Source organism: Streptomyces sp. NPDC059373, from assembly GCF_042751495.1.
Taxonomy (GTDB): domain Bacteria; phylum Actinomycetota; class Actinomycetes; order Streptomycetales; family Streptomycetaceae; genus Actinacidiphila.
On sequence record NZ_JBHYXC010000046.1, the window covers coordinates 20,178 to 34,999 of the forward strand.

19 protein-coding genes are annotated in these 14,822 nt (G+C 69.5%); 7 read left to right on the plus strand and 12 right to left on the minus strand.

Going from position 1 to position 14,822, the window contains the following annotated elements; translation table 11 throughout:
* Positions 1 to 153 precede the first annotated feature (153 nt).
* A complete protein-coding gene (locus tag ACFXJ5_RS35470; RefSeq protein WP_384640750.1) occupies positions 154 to 2,196 on the plus strand; it encodes a SpoIIE family protein phosphatase in 2,043 nt (680 codons plus the stop codon).
* A 331-nt stretch (positions 2,197 to 2,527) separates the two neighbouring features.
* Here the strand turns inward: ACFXJ5_RS35470 and ACFXJ5_RS35475 are convergent, their stop codons facing one another.
* Together ACFXJ5_RS35475 and ACFXJ5_RS35480 are read right to left on the minus strand one after the other, a co-directional pair.
* A complete protein-coding gene (locus tag ACFXJ5_RS35475) occupies positions 2,528 to 3,484 on the minus strand; it encodes a Ppx/GppA phosphatase family protein (protein ID WP_384640659.1) in 957 nt (318 codons plus the stop codon).
* Between the two features lie 361 nt (positions 3,485 to 3,845).
* Positions 3,846 to 4,376 carry a QsdR family transcriptional regulator gene (locus ACFXJ5_RS35480; RefSeq protein ID WP_384640661.1) on the minus strand — a complete coding sequence of 177 codons (531 nt, stop codon included), beginning with the start codon at positions 4,374 to 4,376 and terminating at the stop codon, positions 3,846 to 3,848.
* 357 nt (positions 4,377 to 4,733) lie between these two features.
* Between ACFXJ5_RS35480 and ACFXJ5_RS35485 the strand changes: the two genes are divergently transcribed.
* Entirely contained in the window at positions 4,734 to 5,264 is a 531-nt protein-coding gene (locus tag ACFXJ5_RS35485; RefSeq protein ID WP_384640753.1) for an ATP-binding protein, read from the plus strand.
* A gap of 30 nt (positions 5,265 to 5,294) precedes the next feature.
* The gene (locus ACFXJ5_RS35490) at positions 5,295 to 5,684 is read left to right on the plus strand and encodes a glutamate-cysteine ligase family protein (protein ID WP_384640664.1); all 390 of its coding nucleotides are present in this window, start codon (positions 5,295 to 5,297) and stop codon (positions 5,682 to 5,684) included.
* On the opposite strand, the gene ACFXJ5_RS35495 is transcribed toward ACFXJ5_RS35490, so the two are convergent.
* The 8 genes from ACFXJ5_RS35495 to ACFXJ5_RS35530 form a co-directional block, all read right to left on the minus strand.
* Positions 5,639 to 6,073 carry an ester cyclase gene (locus tag ACFXJ5_RS35495; RefSeq protein ID WP_384640667.1) on the minus strand — a complete coding sequence of 145 codons (435 nt, stop codon included), beginning with the start codon at positions 6,071 to 6,073 and terminating at the stop codon, positions 5,639 to 5,641. The genes ACFXJ5_RS35490 and ACFXJ5_RS35495 overlap by 46 nt on opposite strands.
* Before the next feature lie 263 nt (positions 6,074 to 6,336).
* A complete protein-coding gene (locus ACFXJ5_RS35500) occupies positions 6,337 to 6,834 on the minus strand; it encodes a DUF4232 domain-containing protein (RefSeq protein ID WP_384640670.1) in 498 nt (165 codons plus the stop codon).
* A 202-nt stretch (positions 6,835 to 7,036) separates the two neighbouring features.
* Positions 7,037 to 7,306, minus strand: a complete 270-nt coding sequence (locus ACFXJ5_RS35505; protein ID WP_384640673.1) for a hypothetical protein — start codon at positions 7,304 to 7,306, stop codon at positions 7,037 to 7,039.
* Positions 7,307 to 7,438: 132 nt separating this feature from the next.
* Positions 7,439 to 8,560, minus strand: coding sequence for a site-2 protease family protein (locus tag ACFXJ5_RS35510; protein WP_384640675.1), 1,122 nt, complete (start codon positions 8,558 to 8,560; stop codon positions 7,439 to 7,441).
* 154 nt (positions 8,561 to 8,714) lie between these two features.
* On the minus strand, positions 8,715 to 8,996 hold the full coding sequence (locus ACFXJ5_RS35515) for a DUF3040 domain-containing protein (RefSeq protein ID WP_384640678.1): 282 nt from the start codon (positions 8,994 to 8,996) through the stop codon (positions 8,715 to 8,717).
* 15 nt (positions 8,997 to 9,011) lie between these two features.
* Positions 9,012 to 9,143, minus strand: coding sequence for a hypothetical protein (locus tag ACFXJ5_RS35520; RefSeq protein ID WP_384640680.1), 132 nt, complete (start codon positions 9,141 to 9,143; stop codon positions 9,012 to 9,014).
* An 84-nt stretch (positions 9,144 to 9,227) separates the two neighbouring features.
* Positions 9,228 to 9,659, minus strand: coding sequence for an SRPBCC family protein (locus tag ACFXJ5_RS35525; protein ID WP_384640683.1), 432 nt, complete (start codon positions 9,657 to 9,659; stop codon positions 9,228 to 9,230).
* 134 nt (positions 9,660 to 9,793) lie between these two features.
* On the minus strand, positions 9,794 to 10,027 hold the full coding sequence (locus ACFXJ5_RS35530; protein WP_384640685.1) for an Lrp/AsnC ligand binding domain-containing protein: 234 nt from the start codon (positions 10,025 to 10,027) through the stop codon (positions 9,794 to 9,796).
* A 282-nt stretch (positions 10,028 to 10,309) separates the two neighbouring features.
* Here ACFXJ5_RS35530 and ACFXJ5_RS35535 point away from each other — a divergent pair, with 282 nt between their 5' ends.
* Both ACFXJ5_RS35535 and ACFXJ5_RS35540 read left to right on the plus strand, forming a co-directional pair.
* Entirely contained in the window at positions 10,310 to 10,606 is a 297-nt protein-coding gene (locus ACFXJ5_RS35535; protein ID WP_384640687.1) for a hypothetical protein, read from the plus strand.
* Positions 10,603 to 10,986: a fic family toxin-antitoxin system, toxin component gene (locus ACFXJ5_RS35540; RefSeq protein WP_384640690.1), complete on the plus strand. Its 384-nt coding sequence runs from the start codon at positions 10,603 to 10,605 to the stop codon at positions 10,984 to 10,986. The genes ACFXJ5_RS35535 and ACFXJ5_RS35540 overlap by 4 nt, the downstream gene beginning before the upstream one ends.
* A gap of 184 nt (positions 10,987 to 11,170) precedes the next feature.
* On the opposite strand, the gene ACFXJ5_RS35545 is transcribed toward ACFXJ5_RS35540, so the two are convergent.
* A complete protein-coding gene (locus ACFXJ5_RS35545; RefSeq protein ID WP_384640693.1) occupies positions 11,171 to 12,100 on the minus strand; it encodes a helix-turn-helix domain-containing protein in 930 nt (309 codons plus the stop codon).
* Positions 12,101 to 12,261: 161 nt separating this feature from the next.
* Here ACFXJ5_RS35545 and ACFXJ5_RS35550 point away from each other — a divergent pair, with 161 nt between their 5' ends.
* Positions 12,262 to 13,143 carry an aldo/keto reductase gene (locus ACFXJ5_RS35550; protein ID WP_384640695.1) on the plus strand — a complete coding sequence of 294 codons (882 nt, stop codon included), beginning with the start codon at positions 12,262 to 12,264 and terminating at the stop codon, positions 13,141 to 13,143.
* 326 nt (positions 13,144 to 13,469) lie between these two features.
* Here ACFXJ5_RS35550 and ACFXJ5_RS35555 read toward each other — a convergent pair whose 3' ends face one another.
* On the minus strand, positions 13,470 to 13,919 hold the full coding sequence (locus ACFXJ5_RS35555) for a DUF2000 family protein (protein ID WP_384640755.1): 450 nt from the start codon (positions 13,917 to 13,919) through the stop codon (positions 13,470 to 13,472).
* A gap of 40 nt (positions 13,920 to 13,959) precedes the next feature.
* Here ACFXJ5_RS35555 and ACFXJ5_RS35560 point away from each other — a divergent pair, with 40 nt between their 5' ends.
* The gene (locus tag ACFXJ5_RS35560) at positions 13,960 to 14,808 is read left to right on the plus strand and encodes an AraC family transcriptional regulator (RefSeq protein ID WP_384640697.1); all 849 of its coding nucleotides are present in this window, start codon (positions 13,960 to 13,962) and stop codon (positions 14,806 to 14,808) included.
* The last annotated feature ends 14 nt before the right edge of the window (positions 14,809 to 14,822 follow it).

Genomic DNA, 14,822 nt, shown 5'->3' on the forward strand with positions numbered 1-14,822 from the left:
GGCGCGGATCGGCGAAGGGCTGGCAGCAGTCGCGAGGCGGCCAGGGCGCGTTTCGGACGGATGCGGACTTCTGAGCCGGTCACGGCCCGGGGAGGCTGAATGAGCCGGAACCAGGCGGGTTTGCGTGCCGTTGCGGGCCCCGGCAGACAGCTGATGGACACCGCGCTGGTGGACGTGGTGCGAGAGAGCGGCGCGTCCAGGGGCATGCTGTATGTGCTGCCGCCGGACGAGGACGCTCTGTGGCTGGCCGTGATGACCGGCACTCCGCGGAAGATCGCCGCTCCATGGGCGCGGGTGGGGCTGGCCGATCCCATTCCGGTGGCGGACGCCGTGCGGGAGCGGCGTTTGGTCTGGGTCGGCGGCATGGAGGAGATGGCACGCCGTTACCCACGACTGTCGCTCGTACTGCCTTATGACTTCACCCTCGCTGCTGCCCCACTTTCTTCCGGCAGCACCGTCGAGGGCGGGCTGGTGCTGCTGTGGCCCGGGCCGCATCCCCCGCTGCTGAGCCCCGGCGAGCGTGACGCCATTGAGGCAGGCTGCCGCCGGCTGGGCGGCCTCCTGCGAGAGACTGCCGATCACGGTGACCTGCTGCCTCCGGACCGGCCGCGGATCCTGGCCCCACTGGCGCCGGATGCGGCGGCGGCATTCATCGACCGCCTGCCGGGAGGGTCCTGTGCATTGGACCTGAGCGGCCGGATCACCTTCATCACCCCTGAGGCCGCCGCCCTCCTTGGAGCCAACGCCGTTGATCTGCTCGGCGCCCTGCCCTGGGACGCATTGCCGTGGATGGACGTCCCCGAAGTCGAAGACCGCTACCGGGCGGCGGTGGTCAGCGAGCAGCCCACTTCGTTCACGACCCTGCGGCCGCCGGATACGTGGCTGTCGTTCGAGCTGTATCCGGACTCCTCCGGCATCAGCGTCCGCATCACCCCCACGCCGGCCGGCGACACTTCCGCAACCCGGTCCACGCCCCCTGCGGGACCCAGCCGCGCCACCGTGCTCTACCACCTGATGCACATGGCCGCCACGCTCACCGAGGCCGCCGGTGTGAAGGATGTCGTCGACCAGACCGTCGACCAACTCCTGCCCGCCCTCGGTGCGCAGGGGATAGCGCTGATGACCGCGGAGGAAGGCCGCCTGAAGACCCTCGGCTACCGTGGCTACCGCGCCGAACTCATCGACCGCTTCGCCACCATCCCTCTGACCTCGGGCAGTCCCATCGTCCGAGTCCTGGCCACCGGCGTCCCGAGCTTCTACGCCACCTTTGACGACCTCAAAGCCGCCTACCCGCCGGCCGTGCTGCAGGACGACAAAGCAGCCTGGGCCTTCCTGCCGCTGATCGCCTCCGGCCGCCCCATCGGCTCACTCGTCCTCACCTACGACCGGGCCCACCCCTTTCCGCCCCCCGAACGCGCGGTCCTCACCTCCTTGGCGGGCCTGATCGGCCAGGCCCTGGACCGCGCCCGCCTCTACGACACTCAGTACGATGTCGCCCACCGCCTCCAGGCCGCCCTGCTGCCCCGCACTCTCCCCGACATCCCCGGCCTCAACGTGACCGCCCGCTACCTACCCGCCGGCCACGGCCTGGACGTCGGCGGCGACTTCTACGACCTCATCCGTCTGAACGACACCACCGCCGCCGCGGCCATCGGCGACGTCCAGGGCCACAACATCGACGCCGCCGCCCTCATGGGACAAGTCCGCACCGCCGTCCATGCCCACGCCACCATCGGCGTACCCCCCGGCGATGTCCTCAGCCGCACCAACCGCCTGCTCATCGACCTCGACCCGGGCCTGTTCACCAGCTCCCTCTACGTCCACCTCGATCTCGCCCGCCACGCCGCCTGCCTGGCCAGCGCCGGCCACCCCCTACCCCTGCTGCGCCACGCCGACGGCCACACCGAAGTCCTGCACCCTCCTCCCGGCCTGCTGCTCGGCATCGACCCAGAAGCCGACTACCCGGCCCTGGAGATCCCCCTGACGCCCGGTTGCGTGCTCGTCCTGTACACCGACGGGCTCATCGAGGAACCCGGAGTCGACCCCGACGACGCCATCGCCGAACTCGCCGGACTCCTTGAGCACGCGGACGCCAGCAACCTCGATGCCCTGGCCGACACCCTGATCCAGCACGCCCCCACCCCCGTCGACGACGTCGCCCTGCTCCTCATCAGCCTCGAACCCACGAGCGAATGAGTCGCGGAAGCCCGGCGCTGACCGTCGTCCCGTCCTTGCGCGGTGGTGACGGTCCGCGACGGCCGGCCTCAGGCTGTATGGGCGCCATCGAACCTCCCGCGGACCTGACCGATCAGGTCCGTGCGACGCTGACGTGCGCGCCGAACGGGCCCGGCATGAAGGACACCAAGAGTCCCGCGATCTCGCCCATCACCGCGCCATGTGCAGCGCATACACGCCGTGCTCCTGGCCATCCTCAGCCAGGCCCACTGCACCGTGACAACCACCGGCTGCCGGCGACATCGCTGTTACCGGCCGCGCCTCGTGAAGCACCGGCCTCCACCTGCCGGGGTCAGCCGGCGTTTGGGCGGCGGTGCGTCGGGGGGCGGATCACGCCGAGGCGTTCGAGTAGCAGTCCTTCCCGGGTGGACCAAGGGCAGATCTCGACGCTGTCCACTCCGCACGCTGTCATGAGGCTCTCGGCGATCAGGGCCCCTGCCAGGGACTGCCCGGCGCGGTGCCGGGAGATACCTGGCAGCCCGACACGACGGTCCCGGCCCGCCTCGGCGAGCAGGGCGATCGACGCGCGTAGCTGGGTCAGGGTCAGGCGCCCCCTCGTTCGCGGTGCCTTGTGCCGAGGGGCGCCTGCGAGCCGTGCGAGCTGCTCGAAGGTCTTGGAGCAGGCAAGCACGCGCCCACCTGGATCGGCCTGAGGAACGCCAGGCGCGGCGCTCAGGGACTGGCGCAGATACTGCCGGACTTCGGTCAGGCGCCGTTGGGAAGGACTCGTGCCGCCGGGCAGCCAATCCCGGGTGATTCTGCGGGCGCCGAGCGGCAGGGAACGAGCGATGCGGGGCTGATCGCCCGTACCCGAGGCAATCTCCACGGTGCCGCCACCGATGTCCAGGACCAATAGGGGACTGGCCGGCGAGCTCGTCCACTGACGGGCAGCTACATAGGCCAGACGCGCCTCCTCCTCGCCGGTCAGGACCCGCAGACGAGTGCCAGTGGTCAGGGCCACCCGCGCGATGATCTCATCGCGATTGGGAGCGTCCCGAATGACGGAGGTGGCGAACGGGAAAACCTCTGACCGGTGCAGACGCCGATCCGCAGCGACAGCCTCCGCCACCGCCCGCTGCACGCTCTCCACCCCAGCCCTGCCCAGGCGCCCCTTCCTGTCGAGCGACTCGTGCAGTCTCAGTCGCACCTTGTGAGAAAAGACGGGCTCCAGCACGGCACCGGACCGCCACCGCACCACCGTGAGCAGAGCACTGTGGCACCCGACATCGAGCACACCTGCCTGCCGCATCAAGCCCCCCCTCTCTCTGGCAGATCGCGTTCCCCACACCGAACCGGCTCGGGTCATTGCCGCGTCGGGGACGATCCGACCGGCCGCGGGACTCGCGTCGCCCACTACGCCATCATTATGTCACCGACGGTGCCCGCAGGTGTCGACTGGGTGATCTCTCTCGATCATCAGGTGGCTGCGCAAGGCCCGTCGGCGGTTGGGACTGCGTTGGTAAATCCCGATGGTGCCCTGGTCGGTGCTGGTCTGGTACTGATCAAGGCCACCGGAGTGGCTGCCCTCCCCCACGGAATGCGCCTGCACGCCGGGCCAGGAAGAACAGCACCTACACCGTTTGCGCCCGGCACTGTGTTCGACGGTGCCTTCAGGCTTCACGCAGGATGAGGCGGATGATCTCGATGGCTCGGCGCACGTGGCGTTCGGTACCAGTGATGATGTCGCTGTAAAGGAAGGATTCAGCGATCCGCACCGTCGCGTAGGAGAGCGTGTCCACGTCGATGGGCGGGTGGAAGGTGCCCTGGTCAACCGCTTCTTGAAAGATCGTTCGCAGCGCCTCGACGATCCTGGGCTGTACCACGCTGTGCTGCGAGGTCAGTACGCGCAGGGAGGGTTCTGGGTCGGTGACCAGAAGTCGCCGGAGGGGCACTGAGCCGTCTACTGCCTGCACGAAGCCCTGGATCACTTCCATCAGGTAGCCGATTCCCTCGCCGCGCGCCTGCAGACGTGCCCGTTCGATGGCCTGCTCGGCATACGCCCACAGCACCTCGCCCAAGAGCAGTTCCTTGTTGCCGGCCCACCGGTACACCGTGGCCCTACTGACGCCGAGCTCGGTGGCGAGGTCGCGCATGTCCAGCGGCACCCCGGCCAGGAAGCGCTGCTGGGCGAGGTCCCGCAAGTCCTTACTGGTCGCCCTGCCGGCCCGTCGGGGGGCCCGCAGTCGTTCTTGTCCGGTGGGCACTTCTACCTCCTTCCGTTCATCGAAACCAACGGTTACTGTGCATATGAGACACATTGCCGTTTCATCCAAAATGAACCTATCGCCCCGCATAACCGCCAGCCATGCGGCCCAGCGGCCAAACCTCTCAGGAGCCGGAACGCGACTTCCTATCCCCCGCCGTGCCAGGTCACACGCCCGCGCCGGCGACGCAAGTCCTGAGTGCCGTACCACCTGACCCGCCGACGCGGGCATCGCACAGACAGGACCACCAGCGTGACCATGCCATCCCCGAACAATCCGCCGACCGACACCGCCATGCCCCGGCCGGCTCCGGCGACCTGCCCCCAGCATTCATGCAGTCACCGCGAGGCGGAGTGCCAATGTGAGCCACAGGTCCAGGAGTTCAGTGCCGCCCTCGCAACAGTCCCGTCCGCCGCATGCCCGGCAGGGACCATATCGGCGCACTGGTCTTTTCCCGCGCAAGCCGTGCACGCGCACCTGGCCAGACGCTGGCTGACGGGCCTGCTGGACACCTTCTGGGACGACACAGAGGCGATTCGCCGGGCTATTCAAGTCTTCGGTGAAGTCATCGCCAACGCGGTGGAACACGGACGCGGTCCGGTCACCGTCTTGGTGGCCCTGCGATCCGGTGCCCTCCTGTGTGAGGTCGGCGATGCCAGCCCCCGTCTGCCCGCCATGACCGCCGCCACCGAGGACGACGAGCACCACCGTGGCCTCGCCATGATCCACGCCATCCTTGGCCATGCCCCACACGTACGGTGCACACCGACCGGCAAAATCGTCGGCTTTACCGTGACCACGCGTCGATCTACGCCAGCTGGTTGATGGGCGTCTCGTACGGGACGGTCCGAAGCCATGTGCGCGGCGCGCCGACGAAGCCCGCTGCTGGTGGCCATCGGCGCGAACTCACCGATGTGGCGCGGGCGCGACACCGGCTTCGCCAGTTGGCGCACCGTGCTCTTCGGCCACTGGCCGGTCAGCGGCGGGCAGCCCGTCTTCCGCAACGCCCGCGACTACGACCGGCGTGCCGACCAGCTCGTCGACGGCGGAGCGATCACAGCTCGCCGCCACCCGGCCACATGCCGCTCCGGGACGGTCCCTGTTCGCGTCCGCCATCTCGGTACTCCTCACGAGAGGAACCCACCGCCGTACTGCGGCCGCGACCCCGGTCAGGACCAAGCCGGCGGAGCCGACGGCCACTACTCCGGCGCGCCTCCCGGCAAGGAGATGACTTCGAGCTGCTGAAGCATGGACAGGACGTCCTTGTCCGACCACTTCTCCGCGAGCCTGCCGTCGGCGATGCGGTGGACCACGGTCGCCGTCATCACGATCTCGTGCCCGGTGGCGGGGATGCCCGGGAGATCTCCCGACTGAACGCCGCGGCATGTCAGCCTGGTCACCACCTTGTCGCCTTCCGCCACTTGGTCCTCGATCTCGTGCGTACCGGGGGTCGCGGCCCAGAACAGGCGGAACGCCTCCTTCAGCCCCTTGCGGCCGGGCGCGAACCCGGGGAAGGGCGGCGGCGAGTGATCGAGGTAGTCCTCGGCCACCAACTCGTCCATGGCGTCGAGATTGCCTTCGTCGATCTCCTTGTAGAAGCGGCGGACCAGTTTCTTGTTCTCCTCGATGGACATGGCGGCTCCCTTGTTCGTGCCTGTGTCGTCGTCGGCCTCTGGGGAAGCGTCGACGGCCGCGCCGCCCAGGTGCCCCCGACACCCCAGACAGGCGTGCGGCTTCACCCGCATGCGGCCGGACAGGCCCGGGACATGGGGATCGGGCCGGCACATCAGCCGCCAGCAGGCCGACGCCGGCCGTCGGAGGTCGTCGACCAGCGGGCGGGCGCGCGGAAGGTCACCGCTGCAACTCACCGCTGTGCCGTACCGCAGAACGACTACCTCTATGCCGTACGTTGCACCGGGTTGATCTCGAAGGCTCCGCAGACCCGCAGGTGGTAGGAGATCAGTACTGATTTCGTGCTGGACGGCAGGTAGACGCGGATGAAGGCCGACGTCGGCCGACAGTTCGACACCACGCTGTGGTTGTTGGTGCGGATGGTGGCGAAGACCGTCCGGGCCGGGTGGACGGACACGGTGGAAACGCGGTGCGGGTTGCGGGTCGCCGCGGCTCCGATCCGGTGACGATGGACGTCCACAACGCTGACGCCCGGGTATCCCCGCAGCGCACAGGTGTGGCCGGAGGTGTTCGTGAACCGGATCGGATAGAAGAGCGATCCCGCACCACCTGTCACCCGTCCGATGGACAGGCGCAGATCGGCCACGTGGCAGGTACGGGTCGCCGGCGAAGCCTGGGACTGGGTGGCGCCGGCCACGGCGCCGGTGACGAAGAGCAGAGCAGCGGAAGCGAGGGCCGCTGAACGCCCGAGGTTGTTGATCATGATGCACGCTCTGTGTCAGCAGAGGAAACCGGTCCCGCATCCGGCGGGACAAAACCTGAGGGAGCCGTATCCCGGCTCGACGTGTGCCATACGCGAGAAAGATCCTCGCATCATCAAGGACGCCTGGCCCGGTCGACACGGTTGCGGGCCCCGCGGCGGACGCCGCAGACGTGGCCTGCCGACCAGCGGCAGGGTGACGTGGTCAACGGGGGACGGTCTGCGTGACGCGCCATAGGCGGCGGGGCAGCTCGCCCTCCTCGAACGGGTGAACCTCGGCCAGGTCCCAGTCGTCGGCGAGTGCGTCGACCAGGTCGCGGGGGAAGAAGTGAACGGCGAAGCCGCCGTGTTCGAAGATGTCGTCGCGCGCAATGCGGGCCCCGTAGTGCGCATCACCGGTGTGCCGCACGGTGTAGACGAAGACCGCGTCGACGCTGTCGTCGTTCAGCGGCAGCGCGTCCCGAACGTCATGCATCGCAGCGCTCAAACGGACATGGAGGCTGCGCCACGGTCGTACGGCGCATGCAGCCCGTGAGGCCGCCACTCCCCCATGCGCCTCACGGGCCGTGAAGCCGTCGTGGCCTGCCGCCTCGGCCCCGGGTGACCGTCAGCGTTCCGCCATCGCGTGCTGCTGGGCGAGCCGGCCGATGTCGTGCGCGGTGATGATCCCACTGAGCCGGCCGCTGTCCATGACCAGAATGGGCAGTCCGCCCCCGGAACCCAGGCGGTCCAGGACGCCGTCCAGCAGCTCGTCCGGCGCGGCGAGAGTGCACCGTGACAACGGGGTCGCCACGTCCCGTACGCGAAGCGCATTGCGCCGCCCGGACGGCACGGCGGCCAGCCGGCGCAGCTGTACGACGCCGCTGGGACGGCCCTCGAAGTCCACCAGCGGCAGCACCGCGTGACCTGCGTGCGCCGCCACCTCGGGCAGGAACCGGTCCACTGTGAACCAGTCCGGTCCGGTGACCACCGGAGCGGTCATCGCCTCGGCCACCCGTACTCCCCGCAGGGCCGCGCTGAGCTCGGCCCGCCGCCGTTCGGCCGCGGCAGTGATCGCGACGAACAGCCCGATGACCGCCAGCCACAACCCGCCCGCCACCCCGCGAATGAATGTCAGCCACCCGATCACGACCAGCGCCAGGCCCACGACCTGCCCGCTGCGCCCGGCAGCGCGCTGGGCGCGGTCCCGGTCACCGGTGCGCCACCACAGCGCGGCCTGCAGCACCCGCCCCCCGTCCAGGGGCGCGGCAGGCAGCAGGTTGAAGAGACCCAGCACTACGTTCATCGCGCCCAGCCACCCCAGCACGGCAACCGGTATCCGCCAGCCCAGTGCCGCCTGCACCCCGGCCGCCGCCCCCAGAACGGCGCCGCCGAGCACCAGGCTGGCCAGTGGACCGCTGGCGGCGACTACGAACGCCGCCCGTGCCGTCGTCGGCCGGTCCATCCGGGTCATCCCGCCCAGGGCCCACAGCGTCATGTCCCGCACCGCGATTCCGGCCCTGCGGGCCGTCAGCGCGTGCGCCGCCTCGTGCACCACCAAGCTCACCAGCAACAGCAGACCACCGGCCACCCCCGCGACCGCGTACACCACCGCCGCCCGGCCGGGCGCGTACGCGGGCAGTGTCCGGCTGCCCAAGCCGTACGCGAACAGCAGCATCAGCAACGGCACACTCCAGTGCGTACGCAGTGCCACCCCACGCACGCTCCCGATCCGGATCGAACCGTTCATCGCCTTCACCCGCCGTCGGGCAGCCAACCGCCACCCGTCCCCTTCCCATGGTCCGTCACCGGCCCCCACACCCGGAAACGCCCGATGACCGCAGAGGCGGATGCGGGACCTGCGGCGGGGACGCCGACGCGACCCCGGGTGCTTGAGCCCCCGGTCAGTCCTTCCGGTACAGCCGGTGCATCAGCAGCAGCACCGCCGCCGCCGGGCTCAGTGCGAGCACCGTCGCCGCGACAATGGCCAGCGGTCTGACGCCGAGTACGATGCCCGCGACCAGCAGCGCCGGCCACCCCACCCAGACCGGACTCCACAGTGCCACGCGCAGGGACCTCGGGCGCCTGTGCCGACCGGTGACGAATTGCTCGGTCCAAACCGGATCGTCGGCCTGCAGGGCGGCCTCGATCGTCTCCAACTGCTTCTTCTCGTACGCAGACAGCATCAGGAGTCACCACCGTTACCCGAGGTGGGACAGCAAGGACAGCAACAGCACCGGCATCGAACCCGTCCTGTTGGCCGGCGGGTTCGTCAGGACGAAGCCGGGGAAGGCGCAGGCCCGCAGCGGCACCGGCCTACCCGTCCTGGTCATGGAACCGTAGGCATCTGGCCGGGATCATCACCGCCCATGACATCACCCGCCTGGTCCGGGGCCGCACCTGGGCCCGACTCCCGGTTAGTTCTCGCGCTCCACAAGGTCCTTGAACTGCTCCAGGTCCTGCCGTACGAGGCGTTCGATCGCGGTGGCCTGAGCGAATCCCTTCGGCCCGCCAAAGGTCTCCGTGACGGTGCCGGGGTCATACTCCAGCCGTACCTGGACACGGGAGTGGTCCGCGTCGATCGGCAGCACCGAGAACGTGCCCGCCAGCCGCGGCCCGTTCGTGGTCCGCCATACCATCACCCGGCCGCGGTCACGGTCGGTGAGCTCGGCATCAAACCGCTGCGCCCGGCCGCCGGCCTCGACATCGAAAAGAGCCCGCTGCCCACCTTCGGCCCGGACCTGCCGCACACCTCCGACGAACCGCGCGTACTCCTCGACCTGGTGCAGGCGGTCCCAGGCCACCTGGGTGGGAACGCTGATGTCGATCTGCTCTTCGAGAGTACTCATGAGCAACCTCGCCTGGTCGATCCACACCCCCTCCCCTCCAGGGTGCGCCCCCCACAGCGCGGGGGCCACGTGCGTCAGGTCCGGAGCGCCACAGCGTCGTGATGCGATCGGCCGACGACGCGGGCGGCCGCCGGCTAGAGCTGTATCACCGGGCAGGTCAGGGTGCGGAGGATGCCCTCGACCTTCTGGATCCGCGTGAACACCAGGCGGCCCAGGTCGTCCACGGTCTCGCCCTCGGCCTGTGCGATCACGTCGTACGGGCCCGTCACCGCCTTGGCTCGCTGCACGCCGGGGACGGCCGAGACCGCAGCGGACACATCCAGCGCCGTGCCCGCTCGGGTCTGGATCAGGATGTAGGCCTCGATCATGACGGACCTCCCGGCGCCTCGGGGCGGGCATCTCCCGCGAAGCGGCGCTGCGCCGTTGCGACCTCGCGGTCAAGGCCAGTGTGCGACGCCGTGCGACGCGTGACCATGCGGCTGGGAAAAGGGCACTGACAGGAATGCGGCCATGGCCCTGGAGCGCCCCCGGCAGGCTGCACCCGGTCATGGCCACCAAGCGGTTGCCTGGAGCCGGTGTTCTGCGCACGCATCGAAGAGGAGACCGAATTCCTTGGAGCGCGCCGTGGCATCGGTGATACCGTTGGTATCATGAGTGATCCCAAAGCCATGAGCCTGCGGTTCCCCGAACCTGGGCAGCGCGCGGCCATCGCCGCCGCCGCCAGGGCTGCGGGTGTCAGCATGCAGGAGTACATCCTCTCGGCGGCCTACGAGCGCGCCACCGCCGTGGAGACGGCCTTCCTGGAACACTTCAAGGCCTCCGCGGCTCGCAGCGGCGAGGCCTTCGCCGCCGAGCCCGGCGGCGTCGACCCCAGTGCGGAGCAGCGGACTGCCGAGCGGCTGGCCCTGCGTGATCTTGAGAAGCCCGGGCGGGGCAACGCCGCGTGACACAGTCCGTACCGCCTCGGATCGATGTCTCGTTCCTCCTGCACGCAGCCGAGCTGGTCCCCGGTGACCCGCAGGTCGACGACTACGGCGCGCTCTACGCGGCCGTCGGCCGTGTCTACGCGCGGGCCATGGAGCATGACATCTACGGCTCCCCTCACCTCAAGGCCGCAGCCCTGCTGCAGACCCTGGTGAAACTGCCGTGCCTGGAACACTCCAACGAGGCCTTCGCCTGGCACTGCGCCGAGGCGTTCCTTGCCCTGCTCGGGCACCACCTGGATTACACGCCGAAGGCAGCAGTGGCTGTGGTGCGGGATGCCACCTCCGGCGCTCTCGGTGTCGCCGGTATCGCCCGCCAGCTCCGTACCTGGACCACCAACTGACCGACCGCGCTTGCTATCGCGCAGCTCGGCGTGCCCGCCGACCAGCCCAGGTCAAGGACATACCTGAGCCCCCGCAGCGGCATCACCGACGACGCCGCGGGCCTGGCCGTCAAGAGTTGAGGACACGGGCCCAGGAGCGCTACCGCGACCCGGACTGCACGTGCGGGTGGAGCCTCGTACGCCCTCACCGCGCTCCTGGTCCCCCGCGATGCCCGGCCTGTCCGCGGGCGGGCGTGTTGGGTGTGGAGTTCGCGCGTTCGGTGGTTGTGTGTGCGGTCGCGAGCCAGCTGCGGAGCAGGTCGAGGGCATCAGCAGATGGGGTGCCGGTGTCGGTGAGGTAGGTGACGATCCGCACGTCGGGGGTCGAGTCGAGGGTCAGGCTCTCGAAGGCGACGGTGAGTTCGCCGACGACGGGGTGGCGGATCGTTTTCGTTCCGGCTGTGTGGATCGTCACCGTGTGCCCTGCCCACCAGGTGCGGAACTCGGGGCTGTGGGTGGCGAGTTCGCCGACGAGGGCCATGAGGGCGGGGTCGGAGGGGTCGCGGCCGGCGATGAGGCGCAGGGCCGACACGACGTGGCGGGCGTCGTGTTCCCAGTCGGCGTAGAACTCGCGGGCGCGGTCGTCGAGGAAGAGGTAGCGCGTGTGGTTGAGCGGTTGGCCGTTCTCGGGGAACAGGTGCGGGAACAGTGCTCGTCCGAGGGGGTTGGCCCCGACGACGTCGCCGAGGCGTCCGAGCGCGACGGTCGGGACGTCGGACATGGCGTCGATGAGTTGCGCCGCCCGCTGCGGCAGCCGCGCCCGGGGCTTGGCGCGGGGCGTCCTGGCGCCGTCGGAGGCCGCCCGGGCGAGATCGAACAGGTGTTTGGTCTCTGCGTCGTCCATGCGCAGGCTGCGGGCCAGCGACCGCAGCACGCTCTCGGAGACCCCGCGGAGGTTCCCGCGTTCCATCCGGGTGTAGTACGCCGTGCTCACCCCGGCGAGCTGGGCGACCTCCTCGCGGCGAAGCCCGGGGACCCGGCGCTCGCCGCCGAAGACCGTCACACCGGCCTCTTCGGGAGTGAGGCGTGCCCGCATCCCGGTGAGGAACTGCTGCACGTCGCGGCCAAGGTCCATGAGACCAACCGTAACCGGCAAGGTCGTCTGTGTGGGGGTGCCTGCGAGTGTCTCCCAGCGCCGACGGCGACTGCATACGGGCGACTGCATACGAGGGAATGCGTACGGGGGATAACGGCAGGGACTCCCACTCACGCCGGACGCGTGCCTACCGTCGAGGCATGCCCAAGAACACGACCACTTTGAACAACGGCGTGGAGATGCCGGCCATCGGGCTCGGCGTCTTCCAGACCCCGCCCGATGTCACGACCGCCGCGGTCGAGGAGGCCCTCCGCCTCGGCTACCGCCACATCGACACGGCTGCCGCGTACGCCAACGAGCGTGAGGTCGGCGAAGGCATCCGCCGCTCCGGCATCGCCCGCGACGACGTATTCGTCGAGACGAAGGTCTGGATCAGCGACTACGGCTACGACGCCACGCTCCACGCCTTCGACAAGAGCGCCGACAAGCTCGGCGTCGACCAGCTCGACCTGCTGATCCTCCACCAGCCCCTGCCCTCGGCCTTCGACCGCACGCTCGACGCCTACCGGGCGCTGGAGAAGCTCCTGGCCGACGGCAAGGCGCGCGCCATCGGCGTGAGCAACTTCATGCCCGAGCACCTCGACCGCCTCCTGACCGAGACGTCCGTCGTGCCCGCCGTGAACCAGATCGAGCTCCACCCGTACTTCCAGCAGACCGCACTGCAGCGGGCGCATGCCCAGAACGGCATCGTGACCCAGGCATGGTCACCCATCGGCGGCATCACCTCCTACCGTGAAGCCGCCAAGAGCACCTTCGACGACCCGACGCTGCTCGACATCGCGCGCCGCCACGGCAAGTCGGCCGCCCAAGTGATGCTCCGCTGGCACCTGCAAAACGGCCGCTCCGCGATCCCGAAGTCGACCAAGCCCGCCCGCATCGCCGAGAACTTCGACGTCTTCGACTTCGAGCTCACCACCGAGCAGCTCGAAGCGATCGACGCCCTCGACACCGGCGTGCGCGGCGGCCCCGAACCGGACAGCATCACCCTGGAAACATACGGCAGGGACATCCCCGAGGCCTGAGGTCACTGCGTCGACCGCAGCGGGAGCCTTCGCTGTACCACCCGGCCCGGGTTACTCCTCGGCCGCGCCCGGGCCCCGCAGGGGCCGCCGCGGACGTCGAAGCCGCCGGCGCGTAGCTGGTGATCGGCGAGGCGGCCTTGCCGCCACCGACGCCCAGTTCACAAGCTTGTTGTCACCGTCCACGGGCGCCGGCAGAGCTCTGGCCCGCGGGGGCGTCGAACGGTGATCCCCCATGCCGCGGTGTCGTCTTGCGTGGGGCGATCATCGCTCTCTTCGGAATTCAGCCGCCAGGTACCGATGATCGGATCGGCAAGATGTGACGTCGCTCAAGGGTGCATGCGCGCGCCCTTGAGGACCTTGTCCACGGCGTTGCGCGGCCCGTAAACGGCCATGCCTACCAGATCGAGCTGGTCCTTACCCACGGCCCGCACAGCTGCCCGGTTGTCCCGGTCGTTGCCCGTGCGGAATAGGTCTGACGTGAACACGGCCCTCGGCAGCGAGCGGGACAGCGCACGAGCGTGCGCGGCGGTCAGCGTCTCCTTCGTCCCCTCGAAAACCAGCACGGGCTGGCGGAACATCGGCATATAAGCGGTGTCGTCGGCGTCCTCGTACGGCTCGCCGATCACCTCGGATGACGCCGTACCGAGCCCGCTGACCAGGAAGGCGGTCACATTCAGCCGCTGCCAGGTCTCAAGGTCGTCACGCAACAGGACGGCGATCTTGGTTTCGAAGCGGACAGGCGCCTTCACGTTCCCTGTATCGGTCCGGGCCCCCATCCCCGTCTCGGTCTCGGTCTCGGTCTCGTCCTCGGTTCTCATGCCTCGAGACTCCAGGGTGCGCGCCTTCTGCGTCTTGTACGTTCTTTGCGTGACGCCCCGGCAGGAGATCTCCGCTTGGCGCCCGCAGGTCGCGGGTGTCGTGGAGGTCTTCCACGCCCATTTCACGGAACACGCCTACCCCATGCACGTCCACGACGCCTGGACTTTGCTGATCGTCGACGACGGCGCGGTCCGCTACGACCTGGACCGCTACCAGCGCGGCACCCCGAGCGACACGGTGAGCCTGCTCCCGCCGCAGGTCCCGCACAACGGCTCACCTGCCAGCCCCCACGGCTTTCGCAAGCGCGTGCTCTACCTCGACATGACGCAGCTGGACAAGAGCTTCATCGGGCCGGCGGTGGACGGCCCGGACCTCACCGACCCCGTCCTGCGCAGACGCGTCGGACAGCTGCACACGGTCCTCGCCAACCCCGGCGACGAGTTCGAGGCCGAGAGCCGTCTGGCCCTCATCGGCGAGCGACTGCGCGAGCACCTGCGCCCCAGGCTGGCCTTCCGCAGCCCGGGGCCCGACCGCGGCCTCGCCCACAGGCTGCGCGACCTCCTCGACGAGCGGCTGCTTGAAGGCATCGCCCTGGAAGAGGCCGCGCGCCGGGTCCACGCCCACCCCACCCATCTCGTACGTGCCTTCAGCGGCGCCTTCGGCATCGCCCCGCACCAGTACGTGATGTCCCGCCGCGTCGACCTGGCCCGCCGTCTGCTGCTCGACGGCAAGCCGCCGGGCGAGGTAGCGACCGCTGCCGGCTTCTACGATCAGTCCCACCTCACCCGGCACTTCAAGCGGATCGTGGGCATCACCCCGGGCCGGTACGCCCGTACCGGGGTGTGACAAAGCCCTGCAGA